Genomic DNA, 16,926 nt, shown 5'->3' with positions numbered 1-16,926 from the left:
TGCGGTCGATAACGCTAGCCCCTTTTTAAGGGGCTAGCGTTTTTTTTGGATTCAATAGTGAGGATTGGCAGCTTCACAAGTCAGCTGGGCAAGCGCGCGAGCTGGGGCACTTAACTGGCTGCTTGCACGATGGGTCAATCCTACATCCCGATGAAACGTATGTTCACCCAGCGGGATGGCGCGCACCGCTGGTGGCCAGGGCTGCAGGGCGGCTACCTCTGGCACCAGGGCAATGCCCACGCCGTTGGCCACCAATTGGATAATGGTATCCAGCTCGTCCACCTCGCACAGCTCATGCACATGGCAGTGTTGGGCGCGTAAAAAGCGGTCGACTTGGCGGCCGCCAAACGAGGTGCGGTCGTAACGCACAAAAGGCTCGCGGCTGAGCAGCTTGCGCCAATCATCGCCTTCCGTTAAGGCCGGGACGATTAGGCGGTAAGGTTCATGGGCCAGTGGTGTCCAGCGTAAATCGCTGTGCAGTGAGAAAGGCGGGCGAATAATGGCCGCCATATCAAGCTCGCCTGCATCCACCTGATTGACCAGCGCCATGGAGAGCCCCGGCACCACGCGGCTCCGGCAGTCGGGATAGGCTCGGTGAAAACGAGCCAAGGCGCTGGGCAGTAGCGAGCGCTGAATGGAGGCAATAGCGCCTATGTTCACCGGCGTGCTGGCAGGCTTGTCGGTATTGGCTTCGCCAAGTGTCCGATAAAGGGCGAGTAGGGTATGCGCCTGTTGAAGAACGTCCTGGCCTTGCGCCGTTAATACCGCCGCACGCCCTTTTCGGGCAAACAGGGTAACGCCCAGCTGTGCTTCCAGCCGTTTCATCTGTGCGCTAACAGCCGCTTGCGTTAAGCCAATTTTCTGGCCTGCCGAGGCAAAGGTACCTTCTTGAGCGACGGCTGTTAGGGTTTTAAGCTCTCGTATCATTGATAAATAATATTTGTGAATTGGCGAAAAAGATATTGATTTTATTTTTATAAGGCTCGGCCTAGGATGACCATCGCGGGTTGGCACTTCGTGTCACTCATTACATAACGATAGCGAGCAGGAGACCACTATGAGCCTTTCCCCCTTTCATTTGGCCATCCCGGTTTACGATGTAGCGCTAGCCCGGGCTTTTTACAACGACGTTTTTGGTCTGGAAGAAGGGCGCTCCAGTGACAACTGGGTCGACTTCAACTTTTTTGGTCACCAACTGGTAATTCACGGCCACCCTAAAACGCCCAGCCAAGAGAATGCCCATACCAACCCGGTAGATGGCCACGACGTACCGGTGCCGCATTTCGGCGTAATTTTAGAGTGGGAGGAGTGGGAAGCACTTGCCGAGCGCTTGACGTCACGCAACACCGTCTTTGTGATTGAGCCTTACATACGCTTTAAAGGTGAAGTGGGCGAGCAAGCCACCATGTTCCTGCTCGACCCCTGTGGCAACGCGCTAGAGTTCAAGGCGTTTAAGGACAAGAGCCAAATATTTGCCAAGTAAGCGATAACTACCCTTGCAACATCTGCTCTTGGCGGCGATGTTGCAGGGGAGATTCACCAAAGTAGCGTTTATAGTCACGGCTGAATTGCGGCACGCTGCGATAGCCGACCGCCAATGCCGCCTGGTTGACATTATGGTCCTGCTGCGACAGAAGCTGCTGGGCTTTTATCAACCGCAGCCGCTTTAGGTACTGGGCAGGCGAGGCGCGAGTAATCTGCTTGAAATAGTGATGGAACGTCGAAACGCTCATACTGGCTCGCTGAGCCAGCTGTTCAACCGTAAACTCATCGGCGAAGTTTACGTGAAGCTTCGATAGCACCTGCACAATGCGTGAATAGTGCCCTTGGCCGTTCACCAGCGCCCTGAGTGCGGGTCCCTGTTCTCCTTTCAGCGCCTCGAAAACCACCTCACGGATGCGCGACACCCCCATGACCGCGCACTCTGTTTCGCATTTCAGCGTGTTTGCCAAGCGGGCAACAGCATGCTGCATACCTTCTGTCATGGCAACGGATGCCATGGGCTTGGGAGAAAGGGCGGGTGCGCCGGCATCGCCCATAGCCATGACCATCTCGCTTAACAGGGGCGGATCCAGCTTTACTGAAATACCCAGTAGAGGTGCTTCGGGTGAGCCATGAGTTTCACACTCAAACGGCAGCGGCAGGGTCTGTACCAGGTAGTGGCCGGGGTTGTAGTGAATTTCACGATCTCCCAGATAGCCCACTTTCCGGCCCAGAGCGATAACGGTCAAGCTGGGCTCGTACAGTAACGGAGTGCGAGCTTGATGGCGCCCCAAACACAGCAGCGAGACGCCCGGTAGATGCGTCTGGGTGATGCCGTCTGCCTGGGTTAGCGCTGCAATAGTGCGCGCCAAGGGCGGGTAGGTAGGAAGCAACGAACTCATGGAGACCTGCCAGAAACGTGCAAAAATGGGTGGATTCGGATAATAGTGCCATAATATCGGTTTGTTTTTGTTATTTCATCACATTGATTTGGAGGAATAGGCAAAAAATACGGAGCTTCGCTCATCGTTATTGCGGTTTAATCGGCGAATAATGGTCAGGCGTCCTCACGGTTACGAGGATCACCGATTTAAGGAGTTTTACCTGATGAGCCAAGCTAAATCCTACGCTGCTTTTGCGGCGGATAAACCGTTAGCGCCTTTTTCATTCGAACGTCGTCAACCGCGTGCCGATGATGTCGCCATAGAAATTCTTTACTGCGGTGTTTGCCATAGCGACCTGCACTTTGCTCAGAACGATTGGGGCATGAGCCAATACCCGGTCGTGCCGGGGCATGAAATTGTAGGCCGAGTCACCTCGGTAGGCAGTCAGGTGAGCCGTTTTAAAGCAGGTGATTTAGTGGGCGTTGGCTGCATGGTTGATTCTTGCCGCACCTGTAGTGCCTGTAACGATGGCGTTGAACAGTACTGCCTGGAAGGGTCCACCATGACCTACGGTAGTGAAGACCGCCAGGACGACACGATTACCCAGGGTGGTTATTCCGATAGCATCGTGGTGAGCGAACATTTCGTGTTGAGCATGCCTGATGGCATCGACCTTGCCTCTGCAGCCCCTATTCTATGCGCAGGTATCACTACTTATTCGCCGCTTAAGCACTTTGGTATCGGCAAAGGACATAAGCTGGGCGTTATCGGTATGGGCGGTTTGGGCCATATGGCTGTGAAACTGGCCAAAGCACTTGGCGTAGAAGTGACCGTCTTTACCCGTTCCGATGCCAAAGTAGAAGAAGCCAGGCGTAATGGCGCCGACCATGTGGTGGTTTCAAGCGACCCAGCACAGATGGAAGCCGTGGCTGAGAGCTTTGACTTCATGATGGATACCGTACCTGTTCAGCACGACCTAAACCCTTACCTAAAGGCGCTTAAATACGACGGTACGCATATTCTTGTTGGTTTGCTGGAGCCTATCGAGCCTCCTGTGGAAGCCTTCAATCTGGTATTCAAGCGTCGTGTCGTGGCAGGTTCTTTAATTGGTGGCATTGCTGAAACACAAGAACTTTTAACACTGTGTGCCGAGCAAAACATCACGTGTGATATCGAAATGTTGGATATCAATAATATCAACGAAGGGTTTGAGCGCATGGCGAAAGGCGATGTGCGTTATCGTTTCGTGATTGATATGGCAACCCTTAAAAATACTGCTGCTTAAAAAAGCATCGGTACTTACCCATCGTGGCCTAAGCCATGGTGGGTTTTTTTATGCCTTTTAGTTATACATAGGTCGATAGTGGCACATAAAGTACTTCAGCTTGGTTTACTCTTGCCGATAGTAATAAACAACCATAAACGGCAAGGGAATCAATTGGATGAGACATCTCTCTATTAAGTGGACTTTGACCGCAGCGCTCGCGCTGATGGTATTGATGATAGGGCTGATAAGTGGATTGGGGTTTTATGCCAATCACACCAGCGGCCGAGCGCTTGAGGAGTTAGCCGATGTCAATGTTCGGTTAACCAATCTTGCCAACCGCACCCAAGTCAATGCACTCAGAGCACAAACATTCCTGGACCGTTTTGCAAGCTTCAGTACGCAAGGCAATCCTGATAAAGGCCTGGAAAGCCTCCAACTGGCGATTGAGGCCGTAGCAATGGCCCAAGCGAATTTTGATGAATTCAGTGCGCTGTCGGTGCCAGAAGAGAGTGAGCTTGCCGGCTACCGTGAGGCTGTTGTTTTAAGCTACGAGGCATTTGTTACCGACGGCATTGTGCCCCTATTGGAGGCTCCGCCGTTCCAGGTGCAGCGTCACCAGGAGGAATTAGGCGAGAGTGGTGTACGGCTGGATGAGGCCATGAACGGTTTTATCGCTTACACCGAAGCGCGGGGGCAGCGCGTGATCGAGCAGGTGGGGAGTTTGACCCAAACGGTCGGCGTGATTGCGTTAGCGCTGCTCATCCTGTCGTTAGTGGCCGCCACTATTATCCGTATGGCCATGATGCACAGCGTCGTGCGCCCACTTAACCAGGCAATAGCGCATTTTGCCACCATTGCCGAAGGAGACTTGACCGACCGCATTGAAGCGCGAGGGCGTAACGAGGTGGGCCAATTGTTCAGCGCCCTGGCGGACATGCAGGCCAAGCTGAAAGCACTGGTGCACTCTCTACGCAGTAGTAGCGAGAGCGTTTTTAATGGCGCGGGCGATATCTCATCGGGAAGCCAGGACCTCTCTTCGCGCACTGAGCAGCAGGCATCTGCGCTGCAGCAAACAGCTTCCAGCATGGAGCAAATGTCAGCGACCGTGAGCAAAAACGCAGAAACCGCTCACACTGCAGACCAGCTGTCGATTGCTGCCTCTCAATCAGCGGAAGCTAGCGGCGAAGAAGTGCAGCGCACGGTACAGTTGATGCGTGACATTGCAGCCAGCGCAAGCCGCGTTAACGACATTATCGGGGTTATTGACTCGATTGCTTTTCAAACCAATATCCTGGCACTTAATGCATCGGTTGAAGCTGCTAGAGCCGGGGAGCAGGGGCGTGGGTTTGCGGTTGTTGCCAGTGAGGTGCGCTCATTGGCTACGCGCAGTGCCGCCTCCGCCAAAGAAATTCGTGACTTGATTGGGCAAACAACATCACAAATTAACGGCGGCGCGGAACAGGCTGAACGCAGTGGACATACGATTCAACAAACGGTGCAGGCGATTGGGCAGGTGACCACGTTGATGAGCGAGATATCCACGGCAAGTCGTGAGCAGGATGGGGGCATTGAACAGATTAATGCCGCACTCACTGAAATGGACTCGGTCACGCAGCAAAATGCTGCCCTGGTGCAACAAACCAGTAGTGCAGCCAGCGCGCTTGAAGACCAGGCGCAGCAGTTAGCCACGTTGATAGCGACGTTTCGGCTAGATGAGCAAGCACCTGCCACCTCATCAAACCAACTGCCTGCGAAAACAGCCGTCATAAAAGAGAGCGTTGGCAAAGAGGGCGTTGGTAGAGAAAGTATTGCTAAAGAGAGCGCAGCTGAGGAGTGGGACGCGTTTTAACTGTTTTAACTACTCTAGCTGTTTTAAGAATGGGGGTTGGAGCCTGCCAGGGCTACAAAGCATGTTGCTCTGGCAGGCGGCCTGTAACAGGTTATACGTGGGCCGAGACGCGTAAGCGGACATAATCTGCTGTCCAGTTTCCTTGGCCATCTTTTAAGCTGTGACCAAGAAGAATCATGGTGTTATCCATAATTGAGTCTCGAAGATCATCTTCTAATCCATGTAAAAACGGATTGGCGAAGGTTTCAAGCCAGCCTGTCATCCCCGCCGGTAACGCGGTAGGGCGCGGAAGCAGCTCAATTGAATCTACCTGAAAACCAACCGTTTGCAGTAGGTGCGCGTACTCTTCCGTGGTCGGAAAATACCAAGGGTGCCGACCGCGAGCGCTAATACCCCGAAACTGAAGCGAAGCAATGAGCGCGGTACAAATAGCCGCGACATTACCGTGCCCGCCAAACTCAGCCACGAACCGCCCACCCGGTTTTAAAGCACGCTTAACGCCAGAAAGAACAGCCTGAGGGTCCAGCATCCAATGCAGTGAGGCGTTACTGAAAACGGCATCAAATTCGTGGTCAAACGGAAGCTCATGGGCATCAACAACGCGAGCAGTAACGCCGCGTTGACGTGCGGCTGTCACCATTTCCTCTGATGAGTCAATGCCTAATACATCAGCACCAAGATGCATTAAGCGTTCGGTTAATGCGCCGTCGCCGCAGCCCAGATCCAAAATGCGCTGGCCTGGCTGTGGCGAGAGCAGCTTTACGACGTCACTGCCTAATTTGGGAACAAAATGGGCATTTTCCGCATATTGTCCAGCATTCCACTCTTGACCATAGGCATCAGATTTAATGTTATTCATGGCAGCTTCCTGGCATCGTTATGTTTCATCAGGGGATTATCAAAGAGTATAGCCTGAAGCGCTACAACATCCTTGTATGTAAAGAAAATTTCTTAACGCTAAGCGATTCCATTAGTGGCATATTCGTGACCTGCCGATAGCTGCTACCTTGATAGATAGAATAGCGAGTAGGGAGTTCAATAATGGCAGGCGGATGGGCAAAAGAGGGTGCCGAACAAGAGCAAATCGAAAGAACACTGGATGATGCTGTCGAGCTTGCCCGCAGTCGGTTGCCGCAGGGTAAAAGCCGTAAGTATTGTGAAGAGTGCGATGAGGTGATTCCTGAGGCGCGCCGCCTTGCAGTCCTCGGGGTTCGGCTGTGCGTTGTTTGCCAGAACGAGCACGACAAAAAACAGTCGAACGCTAGCAGCTATAATCGCCGAGGTAGTAAAGACAGCCAGCTTCGCTAAGCAAGCCCATGTTTGCGCTTATTGGATAAAAGCGTTTAGCAGTAGGCTATTAGCGTGCGACTGTGCGACTCTAGTGTTGATAAGCGATACTGATTTATAAAGGCGAGGTACCATGAACGACGTTATTAAACTCTTGAAATCCCACCGTTCAGTTCGAAAATTCAAGGATCAGCCGATTGCACGTGAGCTGCTGATCGAACTTATCCAGGCGGGTCAAGGAGCGGCAACGTCCAGTCATGTTCAAGCCTATACGGTTATTCATGTTACAAATCCGGCTAATCGCGAGCAGATTGCTGAGTTAGCGGGTGGCCAGCCTTATATTGCCAGCTGTGCGGACTTTCTGGTCTTCTGTGCTGATATGAAGCGCCCAACCGAGGCATCTGAGCGGGCGGGTTCCAACGTTGTTCGAGGGATGACAGAACAGCTGTTGGTAGCCACGGTAGACACTGCTTTAATGGCGCAGAATGTTGCGACAGCTGCTGAATCAGAAGGGCTGGGCATCTGTTATATTGGCGGTATTCGCAATAACCCCCAAGCGGTTAGCGATCTGTTAAAGCTGCCTGAGCATGTTTACCCTGTATTTGGTATGTGCCTTGGCTATCCGTCTCATGAGCCGGAGGTAAAGCCCCGCCTGCCGGTTGAAGCGATCTTAAAAGAAGACTACTACAGCGACGACAGTGCGCAGGTGCAAGCGTTTGATGACACCATGCAGGCGTATTATCAGTCGCGTAGCAGTGGTAATAAAGACACCGATTGGTCACAAAACCTGAAGCCGCTGTTTGATAACAAACTACGACCCCATATGCGCGACTTCTTGATTCAGCGTGGCTTTGAAATGAAGTAGCCCAAACGGCACCTTGCTTATGACCGCCATCGCTCCTCTTCCTGATGCTTCATGAGTGATCGAATTCACTGCTGCCAGCAGGTGGCAGTGATAATCTGGAAGCCGCCGTTTTTGAGGAAGCACTATGTGTAAGTTACGAACAGGGTATACGCGACAAACGGGCTTTGGCCTATTAATGGTGGTGACGATGTCGGCTGCAGGATGCAGCGGTTCCGAAGATGAACCGCCGAGTAATGTATCTGAACAGACAGCTACCAGCACGCAACCGGCTGACGCTTCTGTAGCGGAAGAGCCTGCGACCATCGTACCCTTGGAAGTCGCTATTTCGACATCGGTTGCCTTGCGCCCTGATCGGCGTCTGATGGTGGAGGGAGAAACCAATCTACCTGATCAGGCGCAGGTGCAGGTTATTGTCGAGCGCGAAGTGAGTCGTGTGCGCTGGAGGGCGCGTGCGCGGGTTAGTGACGGAGGCTTTATTGCCGGTCCATTTGGTTCAGGAAGCGGTTTGCCGGATGGTGGCTATATCGTACAGGTGCAGCTTTCCGAAGCCAGTGTGCAGCCTCAAACCGTACAAGCCGTGATCGGTAATCGCGGGGAGAATTTGGCGGGAGAGCTGGTTAGCCAATCCCGCCATGGGTTGGGTCAAGTGGCCACCTACTCACGCCGTTTCTTGGTGGGGGAGGAGCCAAGACGAACACGTGACCAGGTGGAAGTGCATTAACATTTACGGGGATGTAGATGCTTTAGACAGAACGCCAATGGGCTAGCAGTACCGCATGTATTTCTACGTCAGAAGGCGCTTTTGCAAAGTGCTCAAGTACAAAACGCTCATCGCGACTGACAAGATAATGCCCGGCTTTATGAAATACGTGCGTCGGGCCCAGCAGCAGTAAATCATTGGCTGCGACGGGTGAAAAGTCAGTGCCTGAATCTGGCGTTGCCATAACACAGGGTGCTTTCCAGTCGATATTTAACGCTAAATGGTGTGGAACGGTAATTGTCGTTGCTTGCACCTGTTCCCAGGGGAGGGGGCCAGTGTGTTTCAACGTCAACAGTTGAGGGGCGGTGTCGCCTTCCAGCAAGGTAGCAAGTGAACAATCCAACGCCTCGGCTAGAGCGACCAAACGCTCGTGACCAATTTGTTTAATTGCACCTGATTCCCAGTAGGAAATAGTAACATCCGACACGCCAACGTTACGTGCTAGGGCAGCTTTGTTGAGCTTGGCCCTAAGACGCAATTGCTTAATACGTGAGCCTAGCGATTCCATTTCGATTTCCTATAATTGAGCTGTGTAAGCTCGTTAAGTTTACTTCAACCACAGTTGCAGCGATGTGAGCACGCTTAGTGCGTTTAAGCACTTTTTATAAGCATGATCGCCGATCATCGACGCCGCGCCATACTAAGCGATTGTTCAGTGTCGCGCATCTTGTAATCTTATAACCGTATTACTTTTTGTAAGACGCTTTAATATGAAAGTCGTTCCATCTACAGCGCTGTTGGTTATGCGTAGGGTAGGTATAATATCGCTACGCTTTCTCGCTATAAGGATGTCTTGATGACCGTTCGTACTCGCATTGCACCTTCCCCGACGGGGGATCCCCACGTTGGCACGGCGTATATTGCGCTGTTCAATTTATGCTTTGCGCGTCAGCATGGCGGGCAGTTTATTTTGCGCATTGAAGATACGGACCGCGTACGCTCAACGCCTGAGTCAGAGCAGATGATTCTGGACTCCTTGCGCTGGCTTGGGTTGGAGTGGGATGAGGGGCCTGACGTTGGCGGCCCACACGGTCCGTACCGCCAAAGCGAACGTGGCGATATTTATGCGCAGCATGCTCAACAGTTGCTGGACGCTGGCCATGCGTTTAAATGCTACCGCACTGCAGAAGAGCTGGATGAGCTGCGTGAGTCGCGTAAGGCAGCAGGCTTGCATCTGGCGCTCAAGCCGGGTGACCTGGCTTTGGATGACGCAGAAGCTGCACGCCGGCAGCAGGAAGGCTGGCCTTATGTCGTGCGTATGAACGTGCCCAGCGAAGGTGTCTGTGTAGTAAACGATATGCTGCGCGGTACGATTGAAGTGGAGTGGGCACAAGTTGACGCGCAGATACTGCTCAAGTCGGACGGCATGCCTACTTACCATTTGGCGAATGTGGTAGATGACCATTTAATGGAAATCACGCATGTGCTGCGTGGCGAAGAATGGATTAACTCTGCACCCAAACACCAGCTGTTATATGAATACTTTGGTTGGGAAATGCCTGAGCTATGCCATATGCCGCTTTTGCGTAATCCCGACAAATCCAAGCTGTCCAAACGTAAAAATCCCACGTCGATTAATTTCTATCGTCGGATGGGCTTTTTACCTCAAGCGGTTACCAATTACCTTGGCCGTATGGGCTGGTCCATGCCGGATGAGCGCGAGAAATTTAGCTTACCCGATATGATGGCCGAGTTTGATATTCAGCGTGTATCGCTGGGCGGCCCGGTGTTTGATCTTGAGAAGCTTACCTGGCTCAACGGCGTTTATATCCGCGAGGACCTGGATGATGATGCGCTGCTTACTGCGCTGCGCGAATGGGCGTTTAATGATGCCTATGTAAGGCAAATTTTGCCCCAGGTACGTCCACGCGTAGAAACACTTTCACAAATCATGCCGCTAGCCGGGCACTTCTTCTCAGGCTTACCTACGCTTACAGAAGATGACTTCGCCAGTATTAAGCTGGAGAAAGACGAGTTAGTGAAATTGCTGCAGTTCCTGGTCTGGCGCTTCGAGGTGCTACCTGCCTGGGATAAAGAAGCGCTGCTGGCCGAAGTAAAGAGCTTGTCAGCGTACTTCGAGCTTAAAATGAAAGCATTCCTGGCGCCGATTTTTATTGCGATTACAGGTAGTAGCTCAAGCACGTCTGTTATGGATGCCATGGCGATTCTGGGTTCCGATATCACTCGTGCGCGTCTGCGCAACGCTATTGATGTGCTGGGTGGCGTTTCCAAGAAACAAGCGAAACGTTTTGAAAAAGAGTACCGCGATCTGTAAGTCGTTCAGCTAATGGCTGCAGGAAACGCCATTCTCCATTGACGTTAGGCGTCTGGCGTTTTTCTGGGGTATTAATGCGCTTGACGAAGACGAGCGTAATCAGTATTATACGCTCCGTCTTCAGGACATGTGGGGCCTTAGCTCAGCTGGGAGAGCGCAACACTGGCAGTGTTGAGGTCAGCGGTTCGATCCCGCTAGGCTCCACCATTTAGTTTGTTTGTCGTAACGTCCCATTCGTCTAGTGGTCCAGGACACCGCCCTTTCACGGCGGTAACAGGGGTTCGAACCCCCTATGGGACGCCATCTCTTTTATACTCTTCTATCCCCATATTGATGTAGTAATGAACTCTTTCATTTGCTGCGTTTTTTCCTGCCTGTTATCTAGCTGAGCCGCTAAATCCTCACTTTATTTGTGGTATTTTCGCTTGACTTGTCCACTTTTGGTGGTCCTTGCTAAAGGTTGTGCACAACCCTGTGCTGCACCCGCGAAAAATATTCGAATTAACTTATCTTGTTTAAAAACAGTGGCTTACATGAGGTCAAAAAATGACCAATTTAAGGGGAGGTCACTGTTCATGGCGATTCAGGGGCATTTGTGAGAGGTTATGAACAAGGTTATCCACAGATAGTGTGGAAAACATTTTTCCAACCTGGCTCTTAAAAAAGTCAAGCGCTATTACGGCCTTTTGCTCGCTTTTTGACTGGCGTTTTCGTCTATTGATGAGGTGAAGCATGCGCGTTTGGAGAGGCGTTGTTGGATGTCGTGCTAATGAGGTCAGAATGCGCGTCTAGCGCACGTATTCGAACGTGTTTAGAGGGAGTGGCTTGCGGGAGTTATTAGGCTTGGAGAGCGGTCATATACAAGCAAAGACGCTTAAACAGGGAAGGCCACCCGTGGGTGGCCTTCTTGAAGATTAAACCATCGAAAATTATTTCGACGGGTAATCGCGTTGGTCATGGCCAGTGTAAAGCTGGCGCGGACGACCAATTTTATAGCTTTCGCTCAACATTTCGTTCCAATGGGAGATCCAGCCAATCGTGCGTGATACGGCAAAGATTACCGTGAACATATTGGTGGGGATGCCCATCGCTTTCAAAATAATGCCAGAGTAGAAGTCGACGTTCGGGTAAAGCTTGCGCTCGATGAAGTATTCGTCTTCAAGCGCAATTTGCTCTAGGCGTTTGGCAATTTTAAGCTGCGGGTCGTTCGCCATGCCCAGCTCGGCGAGTACTTCGTCGCAGGTCTCTTTCATTACCTTGGCGCGGGGATCAAAGTTGCGATACACGCGGTGACCAAAGCCCATTAGCTTGAACGGGTCTTCCTTGTCTTTTGCCTTATCAATGAAGCGTTGGATGTTCTCTTCAGAGTCGTCGCCAATCTCATCAAGCATCGCCAGTACGGCTTCGTTCGCACCGCCGTGTGCCGGGCCCCATAGTGCCGCAATGCCAGCGCTAATGCAGGCAAAGGGGTTGGCGCCGGTCGAGCCTGCCAAGCGTACGGTAGAGGTGGAAGCATTCTGCTCATGGTCGGCATGTAGCATGAAAATGCGATCCATCGCTTTCGCGTAAACCGGGTTGATCTTGTACTCTTCGCACGGGTTGCTGAACATCATGTAGAGGAAATTCTCTGCATAACTCAGGTCGTTGCGCGGGTAATTAAACGGCTGACCAACATTATACTTGTGCGACATGGCCGCCAGAGTAGGCATTTTGGCGATCAGGCGAATAGCACTAATAGTGCGGTCTTCTTCTTTAGTGATATCCATGTGGTCATGGTAGAACGCCGCAAGGCCGCCTACGACGCCGCACATAATTGACATGGGATGCGCGTCGCGGCGAAACCCTTTAAAGAAGTTGTTGATTTGGTCGTGCACCATCGTGTGATTACGAATGCGTGCAGCGAAGTCCGTGTACTGCTCGTCGTTGGGCAGTTCACCAAAAAGCAGGGTATAGCTCAGTTCAACAAAGTTGGACTCTTTAGCCAGTTGGTCAATAGGGTAGCCGCGATGCAGCAGTACGCCTTTGCCGCCGTCAATATAGGTGATGGCAGATTGGCAAGAAGAGGTGGCCATAAAGCCAGGGTCGTAGGTGAACAGGCCTTCCGCACCTAAGCCACGGACATCAATAACGTCTGGGCCAAGGGTGCCGGAGTACATGGGTAGTTCGATCGTTTTATCAAGACCGTCTACCGTCAATGTTGCTTTCCTGTCAGCCATGTTGGCCTCCTTTCGGATTCGGGTTGGGACGTAAAGTCATTGTTTCGCATGCCGCGCCGGCGAAAAGGTTTGCCCACTATAAGAGCGCGCGACATTTTGTCAATTATGCAAAGCGCTAGGCATGGGTGGTGCGTGTATGGTTATGCAAAATTATTATCTTAGACAATTTTTGTATATGGCAAATGATAGCTATAGTAACCAGGTGTCAGAGATTTGACGAATCCTTAACAGGCTTATCAAATTATCGTGACTCTGTCACTATATCGATGCTGCATTGCAAAATCGACTCGGGCGGGCTGCTTTTTTTTGCAACATAATTGAGTTAGGTCCGAGTTCGGTTTGTCAGCAGGGGCGAAGGTTCTTATAATCCACGGCGCGCGACCGGCAGGTAGGTGGTCGTGCCCGACTTGGCAAACGGCCGAGCCCCTTCCAGCAACCACTGCCCGCTCGGGCTATGCCCGACCTGTCGCAGAGCGGGCCAAGAGAGTGTGTATAAGCCGTGAATAGCAAACGACCCGTAAATTTAGATCTAACAACGATACACTTCCCACTTCCGGCACTGACGTCGATTGCCCACCGTATTACGGGGGTTATTCTGTTCGTCGGCCTGGTGTTCGCTTTTTGGGCGTTGGGTAAGTCACTTTCATCTCCAGCAGGCTTTGATGCCGTTAGCAGCGCACTTGCCAATAATTTATTGGCCAAGTTCATTGCTTGGGGACTGCTTTCTGCGCTGGCGTTCCATTTTGTAGCAGGGATTAAACACCTGTTAATGGATGCCGATATTGGTGTGACACTAGAAGGTGGTGTGCAAAAAGCACAGATCACCGTTGTGGTGAGTGCCGTTCTAATTATTCTGGCAGGAGTTTGGGTATGGTAACCAACGTCACAAGTTTTGGCCGAAGCGGACTGTCTGATTGGCTGATGCAGCGTGTGTCTGCGGTGGTGCTGGCCGTTTACACGGTCTTTATGGTGGCCTATCTGTTGTTTAATCCAGACCTTGACTACTACACCTGGAGCGGCCTGTTTAACCAAACGTGGATGCGGATCTTCTCATTGCTGGCTTTTATATCCATTGCAGCACATGCCTGGATTGGCTTGTGGACCGTAACCACTGATTACCTTAAGTCCACTGGCCTGCGCGTAGGTGCCCAGACGCTGATTATTCTGGCTATCTTCGTGTACCTGGTTTGGGGCATTCAAATTCTGTGGGGAGCTTGATAAATGTCTAACCTTCGTAGCCTGACGTTTGACGCCATTATTATCGGTGGCGGTGGCGCTGGCCTGCGCGCTGCTTTAGAACTGGCGAAGTCCGGTAAACAAACAGCCGTCCTTTCCAAAGTCTTCCCGACACGCTCTCACACTGTCTCTGCCCAGGGCGGTATTACCTGCGCTATCGCGTCTTCTGATCCCAATGACGATTGGCGCTGGCACATGTACGACACTGTTAAAGGCGGCGACTATATCGCTGACCAGGACGCGTCGGAGTATATGTGCTCTGAAGGCCCGAAAGCTGTATTTGAACTTGAGCACATGGGCCTGCCGTTTTCGCGCTTTGATAACGGCCGCATCTATCAGCGTCCGTTCGGTGGCCAGTCCAAGAATTTCGGTGAAGGCGGCCAGGCGGCGCGTACTTGCGCGGCGGCAGACCGTACCGGTCACGCACTGCTGCACACGCTTTACCAGAACAACCTTAAGAACAATACAACGTTCTTGAATGAGTGGTACGCGGTTGATCTGGTGAAGAATGGCAACGGTGACGTGGTGGGTTGTATCGCCATGTGTATTGAAACTGGCGAAGTTGTTCACGTTAAATCCAAAGCCACTGTATTGGCGACTGGCGGTGCTGGCCGAATTTACGCATCTACCACCAATGCCCTGATCAATACGGGTGACGGTATCGGTATGGCGTTGCGTGCGGGCTTCCCGATGCAGGATATGGAAATGTGGCAGTTCCACCCGACCGGTATTTACGGTGCGGGCACGCTGGTAACCGAAGGGTGCCGCGGGGAAGGTGGCTACCTGATCAATAAAGACGGCGAGCGCTTTATGGAGCGTTACGCGCCCAACGCGAAAGACCTGGCGGGTCGTGACGTTGTTGCGCGCTCCATGGTCATGGAGATTCTGGAAGGCCGCGGTTGTGGCGAGAAGGGCGACCACGTCTTCCTGAAGCTTGATCACTTGGGTGAAGAGGTGCTGAGCAAGCGTCTGCCAGGTATCGTTGAGCTTTCAAAGACTTTTGCTCATGTCGATCCAGCGAAAGACCCGATCCCGGTCGTGCCGACCTGCCACTATATGATGGGCGGTATTCCGACCAACATTCATGGTCAGGCGATTCTGCAGGACGAAAGCGGCAACGACCAGATCATCAACGGTCTGTTCGCCTGTGGTGAAGCAGCGTGCGTATCTGTTCACGGTGCTAACCGTCTGGGCGGAAACTCTTTGCTGGATCTGGTGGTGTTTGGCCGTGCCGCCGGTATGTTTATTGAAGGCGCGCTGAACGAAGGTATTGAGTACCTGGATGCCTCCGAGTCTGATATTGAATCAGCGATGAAGCGTATTACTCGTTGGAACGAGTCGGAAGGCGGTGAGAGCATTCCTGCGCTGAAAGCAGAGCTTCAGGACATCATGCAGAACTCTTTCGGTGTATTCCGTGAAGAGAAAAACATGCTGGAAGGCGTTGAGAAGCTTGCCAACCTGCGCAGCCGTATTGCCAATGCTCACCTGCCTGATAAGTCCAATGCTTTCAACACGGCCCGTGTAGAAGCGCTGGAACTTGATAACCTGATGGAAGTGGCCGAAGCGACGGCAATTGCCGCCCTTGAGCGTAAAGAGAGCCGCGGTGCCCATTCACGTTACGATTACCCAGACCGTGATGACGTCAACTGGCTGAAACACTCGCTCTACTTCCCGCTCACCAAAGAGCTGAAGCAGCGCGACGTCAACTTCAAGCCGAAAACTGTTGATACGTTCGAACCCAAGGTTCGTACCTACTAAACTCCGCATTGACGAGAGGGAGTTATAATGTCCAATCTTCAGGTATCCGTATACCGTTACAATCCGGAAACCGACTCCGCGCCCTATATGCAGGAGTTCCAAGTTGATACCAAAGGGCGCGATGTCATGGTGCTGGATGTTCTTCATATGATGAAAGAACAGGACAGCGGTCTGGCATTCCGTCGTAGCTGCCGCGAAGGCGTTTGCGGCTCTGATGGTATGAACATGAACGGCAAAAACGGCCTAGCGTGTATTACACCGCTGTCAGATGTTGTGAAAAACAACAAGCTGATCCTGCGCCCGCTGCCCGGCCTGCCGGTTATCCGCGATATGGTTGTGGATATGGGGATTTTCTATAAGCAGTACGAGCGTATTCAGCCGTACCTGCAAAATGAAACGCCAGCGCCCGCCATTGAGCGCCTGCAGTCGCCCGAAGACCGTGAAAAGTTGGATGGCCTGTACGAGTGCATCTTGTGTGCTTGCTGCTCTACGTCTTGCCCGTCGTTCTGGTGGAACCCGGACAAGTTCGTAGGACCTGCTGGCTTGCTGCAGTCTTACCGCTTCCTGGCGGATTCGCGCGATACCGCAACCCGCGAGCGTTTGACCAGCCTGGAAGATCCGTTCTCGGTGTTCCGCTGCCGTGGCATCATGAACTGCGTAGCGGTTTGCCCGAAAGGCTTAAATCCGACGCGCGCGATTGGTAAAATTCGCGAAATGCTGCTCGCAGATGCAACATAAACGCCTTGTGAGTCAATAAAAAGCGATTGCCACGCAACAAGTCTCGTTTTACTACTTAAATCGTGGCGCTTCGCTTGTTATCATAGGGTTTGTCATAAGGTGCGGCGCGTCGCCGCACTTTATGAGCAGTCAAGTTTAAAAGCCGGTGCTGCGAGTACCGGCTTTTGAGCATGAACTGAGCAAGAATAGCAGTTAAGAAATAGCAATTATGTAGGGCTTCCGGCCGTTGGTCGGTGCCGCCGGTACATGTTCCGCCCCGCCGGCAGGGCAATAGCGATGTCGTTGTTTTTTGCAGCGATGCCGATACCA

The 16,926-nt window shown here is 52.2% G+C and carries 16 protein-coding genes and 2 tRNA genes; 13 read left to right on the top strand and 5 right to left on the bottom strand.

Annotated features, from left to right (window positions below; genetic code table 11):
- Positions 1-51 precede the first annotated feature (51 nt).
- Positions 52-927 (bottom strand): LysR substrate-binding domain-containing protein, encoded by an 876-nt coding sequence (locus ACT3TJ_RS04330; RefSeq protein WP_193056760.1) that lies wholly within the window; start codon positions 925-927, stop codon positions 52-54.
- 130 nt (positions 928-1,057) lie between these two features.
- Here ACT3TJ_RS04330 and ACT3TJ_RS04325 point away from each other — a divergent pair, with 130 nt between their 5' ends.
- Entirely contained in the window at positions 1,058-1,483 is a 426-nt protein-coding gene (locus tag ACT3TJ_RS04325; RefSeq protein ID WP_193056759.1) for a VOC family protein, read from the top strand.
- 7 nt (positions 1,484-1,490) lie between these two features.
- On the opposite strand, the gene ACT3TJ_RS04320 is transcribed toward ACT3TJ_RS04325, so the two are convergent.
- A complete protein-coding gene (locus tag ACT3TJ_RS04320) occupies positions 1,491-2,384 on the bottom strand; it encodes an AraC family transcriptional regulator (protein WP_193056758.1) in 894 nt (297 codons plus the stop codon).
- A 205-nt stretch (positions 2,385-2,589) separates the two neighbouring features.
- Between ACT3TJ_RS04320 and ACT3TJ_RS04315 the strand changes: the two genes are divergently transcribed.
- Positions 2,590-3,651 (top strand): NAD(P)-dependent alcohol dehydrogenase, encoded by a 1,062-nt coding sequence (locus ACT3TJ_RS04315; protein ID WP_193056757.1) that lies wholly within the window; start codon positions 2,590-2,592, stop codon positions 3,649-3,651.
- Positions 3,652-3,808: 157 nt separating this feature from the next.
- Positions 3,809-5,482, top strand: coding sequence for a methyl-accepting chemotaxis protein (locus tag ACT3TJ_RS04310; protein WP_193056756.1), 1,674 nt, complete (start codon positions 3,809-3,811; stop codon positions 5,480-5,482).
- A gap of 91 nt (positions 5,483-5,573) precedes the next feature.
- Here the strand turns inward: ACT3TJ_RS04310 and ACT3TJ_RS04305 are convergent, their stop codons facing one another.
- Positions 5,574-6,341 carry a class I SAM-dependent methyltransferase gene (locus tag ACT3TJ_RS04305; RefSeq protein ID WP_172117215.1) on the bottom strand — a complete coding sequence of 256 codons (768 nt, stop codon included), beginning with the start codon at positions 6,339-6,341 and terminating at the stop codon, positions 5,574-5,576.
- Positions 6,342-6,523: 182 nt separating this feature from the next.
- Here ACT3TJ_RS04305 and ACT3TJ_RS04300 point away from each other — a divergent pair, with 182 nt between their 5' ends.
- From ACT3TJ_RS04300 to ACT3TJ_RS04290, 3 genes are all read left to right on the top strand, one after another.
- Positions 6,524-6,790 (top strand): DksA/TraR family C4-type zinc finger protein, encoded by a 267-nt coding sequence (locus ACT3TJ_RS04300; RefSeq protein WP_193056755.1) that lies wholly within the window; start codon positions 6,524-6,526, stop codon positions 6,788-6,790.
- A 112-nt stretch (positions 6,791-6,902) separates the two neighbouring features.
- Positions 6,903-7,634, top strand: a complete 732-nt coding sequence (gene nfsA / locus ACT3TJ_RS04295; protein WP_172117213.1) for an oxygen-insensitive NADPH nitroreductase — start codon at positions 6,903-6,905, stop codon at positions 7,632-7,634.
- Positions 7,635-7,758: 124 nt separating this feature from the next.
- Positions 7,759-8,355, top strand: coding sequence for a hypothetical protein (locus ACT3TJ_RS04290; protein ID WP_226912096.1), 597 nt, complete (start codon positions 7,759-7,761; stop codon positions 8,353-8,355).
- A 22-nt stretch (positions 8,356-8,377) separates the two neighbouring features.
- Here ACT3TJ_RS04290 and ACT3TJ_RS04285 read toward each other — a convergent pair whose 3' ends face one another.
- A complete protein-coding gene (locus tag ACT3TJ_RS04285) occupies positions 8,378-8,902 on the bottom strand; it encodes a helix-turn-helix domain-containing protein (protein WP_087106281.1) in 525 nt (174 codons plus the stop codon).
- Between the two features lie 288 nt (positions 8,903-9,190).
- Between ACT3TJ_RS04285 and gltX the strand changes: the two genes are divergently transcribed.
- From gltX to ACT3TJ_RS04270, 3 genes are all read left to right on the top strand, one after another.
- Positions 9,191-10,669 carry a glutamate--tRNA ligase gene (gene gltX / locus ACT3TJ_RS04280; RefSeq protein ID WP_193054819.1) on the top strand — a complete coding sequence of 493 codons (1,479 nt, stop codon included), beginning with the start codon at positions 9,191-9,193 and terminating at the stop codon, positions 10,667-10,669.
- A 131-nt stretch (positions 10,670-10,800) separates the two neighbouring features.
- Positions 10,801-10,876: transfer RNA gene (locus ACT3TJ_RS04275), tRNA-Ala, on the top strand.
- Between the two features lie 20 nt (positions 10,877-10,896).
- Positions 10,897-10,972 (top strand) — tRNA-Glu (locus ACT3TJ_RS04270).
- 626 nt (positions 10,973-11,598) lie between these two features.
- On the opposite strand, the gene gltA is transcribed toward ACT3TJ_RS04270, so the two are convergent.
- Complete coding sequence (gene gltA, locus ACT3TJ_RS04265; RefSeq protein ID WP_172117211.1) at positions 11,599-12,885, bottom strand: citrate synthase; 1,287 nt, start codon at positions 12,883-12,885, stop codon at positions 11,599-11,601.
- 499 nt (positions 12,886-13,384) lie between these two features.
- Here gltA and sdhC point away from each other — a divergent pair, with 499 nt between their 5' ends.
- Genes sdhC through ACT3TJ_RS04245 form a run of 4 tightly spaced genes read left to right on the top strand, consistent with a single transcriptional unit; the run spans position 13,385 to position 16,617 of the window.
- Positions 13,385-13,762, top strand: a complete 378-nt coding sequence (gene sdhC / locus ACT3TJ_RS04260) for a succinate dehydrogenase, cytochrome b556 subunit (protein ID WP_087106275.1) — start codon at positions 13,385-13,387, stop codon at positions 13,760-13,762.
- Complete coding sequence (sdhD, locus tag ACT3TJ_RS04255) at positions 13,756-14,103, top strand: succinate dehydrogenase, hydrophobic membrane anchor protein (RefSeq protein WP_172117210.1); 348 nt, start codon at positions 13,756-13,758, stop codon at positions 14,101-14,103. Before sdhC ends, sdhD begins: the two co-directional genes overlap by 7 nt.
- 3 nt (positions 14,104-14,106) lie before the next feature.
- Positions 14,107-15,879, top strand: coding sequence for a succinate dehydrogenase flavoprotein subunit (sdhA, locus tag ACT3TJ_RS04250; protein WP_172117209.1), 1,773 nt, complete (start codon positions 14,107-14,109; stop codon positions 15,877-15,879).
- Positions 15,880-15,906: 27 nt separating this feature from the next.
- Positions 15,907-16,617, top strand: a complete 711-nt coding sequence (locus ACT3TJ_RS04245) for a succinate dehydrogenase iron-sulfur subunit (RefSeq protein ID WP_087106268.1) — start codon at positions 15,907-15,909, stop codon at positions 16,615-16,617.
- The last annotated feature ends 309 nt before the right edge of the window (positions 16,618-16,926 follow it).

Source organism: Halomonas sp. AOP30-A1-24 (assembly GCF_052378165.1).
In the GTDB taxonomy this organism is placed as follows: Bacteria; Pseudomonadota; Gammaproteobacteria; order Pseudomonadales; family Halomonadaceae; genus Vreelandella; species Vreelandella citrativorans.
The sequence above is the reverse complement of the archived record's forward strand: the minus strand, read 5'-3'. Positions and strand labels throughout refer to the sequence as shown.